This window comes from Burkholderia sp. MSMB1072, assembly GCF_001524725.1.
Classification (GTDB): Bacteria; Pseudomonadota; Gammaproteobacteria; order Burkholderiales; family Burkholderiaceae; genus Burkholderia.
Window position 1 is genome coordinate 1 of sequence record NZ_LOYC01000072.1, and the last position, 3,655, is coordinate 3,655.

Consider the following 3,655-nt stretch of genomic DNA (forward strand, 5'->3'; position numbering starts at 1 on the left):
CACGCGCTCGATCCCGCCATGGTTCGCCCGTGCGACATAATCGGCCATCCAGTTCTCGCCGAGCACCTGGCGCGCGATCTCGACCACGATGTAGTCGGCTTCGAGGTTCGCATCCTCGTTGTAGCGCGACAGGCCTTGCAGGCACGACGGGCAGCTCGTCAGGATCTTCACGTCCGGCCCGTTCGCCCCCGCGGCGGCCGGCGCCCGCGCATCGCCCGCCACCACCGGAATCGCGCGCAGCTTCGCGGCGCCCTTGCGGATCTCCTCTTCCTTGCGGAAGCGCACCTGCGTCGACACGTCCGGGCGCGTGACCGCGAGCGTGCCCGACTCGCCGCAGCAGCGATCGTTCTTCTCGATCTTGTAGCCGTCCTTCTCCGAGCCCATCAGCTCGTTGACGAGCTTGACCGGATCCATCGTCTTGATCGGCGTGTGGCACGGGTCGTGATACATGTAGCGCGTGCCCGTCACGCCGTCGAGCTTCATCCCCTTCTCGAGCAGGAACTCGTGGATGTCGATGATCCGGCAGCCCGGGAAGATCTTGTCGAATTCATACCCCGCGAGCTGGTCGTAGCACGTGCCGCACGACACGACCACCGTCTTGATGTCCAGGTAGTTCAGCGTGTTCGCGACCCGGTGGAACAGCACGCGGTTGTCCGTGACGATCTTCTCGGCCTTGTCGTACTGGCCCGAGCCGCGCTGCGGATAGCCGCAGCACAGGTAGCCCGGCGGCAGCACCGTCTGCACGCCGGCTTCCCACAGCATCGCTTGCGTGGCCAGCCCCACCTGCGAGAACAAGCGCTCCGAGCCGCAGCCCGGGAAGTAGAACACCGCTTCCGAATCGACGGTCGTCGACTTCGGGTTGCGGATGATCGGCACGATCTTGTTGTCCTCGATGTCCAGCAGCGCGCGCGCCGTCTTCTTCGGCAGGTTGCCCGGCATCTTCTTGTTGACGAAGTGGATCACCTGCTCGACCGCGGGCGGCTTGCCGGTGGTCGCCGGCGGGTGCTGCGTCTGCTTCGTCACGACCTTCTTCAGCATGTCGTTCGCGAAGCGCTGCACCTTGTAGCCCACGCCCATCATCACGCCGCGCGCGAGGTTGATCGTCTGCGGATTGGTTGCGTTCAGGAAGAACATGCCCGCCGCATTGCCGGCGTTGAACTTCTTCTTGCCCATCTTGCGCAACAGGTTGCGCATGTTCATCGTGACGTCGCCGAAGTCGATCTTCACCGGGCACGGCGTCGCGCACTTGTGGCACACCGTGCAGTGGTCGGCCACGTCGTTGAACTCGTCCCAGTGCTTGATCGACACGCCGCGGCGCGTCTGTTCCTCGTACAGGAACGCCTCGACCAGCAACGACGTCGCGAGGATCTTGTTGCGCGGGCTGTACAGCAGGTTCGCGCGCGGCACGTGGGTCGCGCACACCGGCTTGCACTTGCCGCAGCGCAGGCAGTCCTTCACCGAATCGGCGATCGCGCCGATGTCGGACTGCTGCATGATCAGCGACTCGTAGCCCATCAGCCCGAAGCTGGGCGTGTACGCGTTGCGCAGATCGGCGCCGTCGAGCAGCTTGCCCTTGTTGAAGCGGCCGTTCGGGTCGACGCGCTGCTTGTACGCGCGGAATTCGGCGATCTCGTCGTCGGTCAGGAACTCGAGCTTCGTGATGCCGATCCCGTGTTCGCCGGAAATCACGCCGTCGAGCGAGCGCGCGAGCGTCATGATGCGCGCGACCGCCGCGTGCGCGTCCTGCAGCATCTCGTAGTTGTCGGAGTTGACCGGGATGTTCGTGTGGACGTTGCCGTCGCCCGCGTGCATGTGCAGCGCGACGAACACGCGCCCGCGCAGCACGCGCTTGTGGATCGCCTGCGCTTCGTCGAGGATCGGCTTGAACGCGCCGCCGTTGAAGATCGCGCGCAGTTCCGCGCGGATTTCCTGCTTCCACGAGATGCGGACCGTGCGGTCCTGCGTGACGTGGAACACGGTCGCGCCCGGCTGCTCGTCCGCGCGGTCGGCGAACTTCTCGGCGAGCGCCTCGTAGCCGAGCTGCACCAGGTAGTGCTGCGCCTCGCGCAGCGGCTGGTCGAGCCGGTCGCGCACGAATTCCCAGCGCGCCCGCACGCGCTTGAGCAGCTCGAGCGCCTGCTGCACGCGATCTTCCAGCAGTTCCGCGCTCGGGATCTCGTTCGCGTCGTCGGTCTTGCCGAGCGGCAGGTTGCCGCCGCGGAAGAACGCCTCGAGCGCGTCGACCAGCTGCAGCTTGTTCTTCAGCGACAGCTCGATGTTGATCCGTTCGATGCCGTCGGTGTACTCGCCCATCCGGTTCAGCGGGATGACGACGTCCTCGTTGATCTTGAACGCGTTCGTGTGCTTCGCGATCGCGGCCGTGCGGCTGCGGTCGAGCCAGAAGCGCTTGCGCGCCTCCGCGCTGACCGCGACGAAGCCTTCGCCGCTCTTGCCGTTCGCCATCCGGATCACTTCGGACGTCGCCTGTGCGACCGCATCGGCATCGTCGCCGACGATGTCGCCGATCAGCACCATCTTCGGGAATGCATTGCGCTTGCTCTTGGTCGCATAGCCGACCGCGCGCAGGTAACGCTCGTCGAGGTGCTCGAGGCCCGCCAGGATCGCGCCACCCTGCTTCGACGTCTCGAACAGGTAGTCCTTGATCTCGACGATGCTCGGGATCGCCTCGCGCGCCTGGCCGAAGAATTCGAGGCAGACGGTACGCGTGTGCGCGGGCATCTTGTGCAGCACCCAGCGCGCGGACGTGATGAGCCCGTCGCAGCCTTCCTTCTGCACGCCCGGCAAGCCGGCGAGGAACTTGTCGGTCACGTCCTTGCCGAGCCCTTCCTTGCGAAAGCGCCGGCCTTCGATCTCGAGCATCTCGGTGCGCAGCAGCTTCTCTCCCGGCGCGTACGCGCCGTCGAACCACTTCAGCTCGAAGCGCGCGACCGCGATATCGTGGATCTTGCCCAGGTTGTGCTCGTGGCGCGTGACTTCCAGCCAGTTGCCGTCCGGGTCGACCATCCGCCACCACGCCAGGTTGTCGAGCGCGGTGCCCCACAGCACGGCCTTCTTGCCGCCCGCGTTCATCGCGACGTTGCCGCCGATGCACGATGCGTCGAGCGAGGTCGGATCGACCGCGAACACGTAGCCGGCCGCCTCCGCCGCCTCGGTCACGCGGCGCGTGACGACGCCCGCGCCGGAGAAGATCGTCGGCACCTTGTGCGCGACGCCCGGCAGTTCGGTCAGCTCGACCGCGCCGAGCTGTTCGAGCTTCTCGGTGTTGATCACCGCGGAGAACGGCGTGAGCGGCACCGCGCCGCCCGTGTAGCCGGTACCGCCACCGCGCGGGATCACCGTCAGGCCGAGCTCGAAGCACGCCTTGATCAGTGCCGCGATCTCGGCTTCGGTATCGGGCGTCAGCACGACGAACGGGTATTCGACGCGCCAGTCGGTCGCGTCGGTCACGTGCGACACGCGCGACAGCCCGTCGAAGCGGATGTTGTCCTTCTGCGTGCAGCGGCCGAGCGCCTTGGTCGCGCGGCGGCGCAGTTCGGCCATCTTGTCGAATTCGTCCGCGAACTCGTCGACCGCGCGCTGCGCGGCCGTCTCCAGCATCTCGACGCGCGATGCGCGTTCGCGGCCGGCGTCGTCG

Annotated in this window: 1 protein-coding gene; it reads right to left on the reverse strand. The window is 66.6% G+C overall.

What is annotated here, in order from left to right:
• The coding region (locus tag WS89_RS31470) for a DUF3400 domain-containing protein (RefSeq protein ID WP_059796003.1) at window positions 1-3,655 on the reverse strand (3,655 nt) is incomplete at both ends.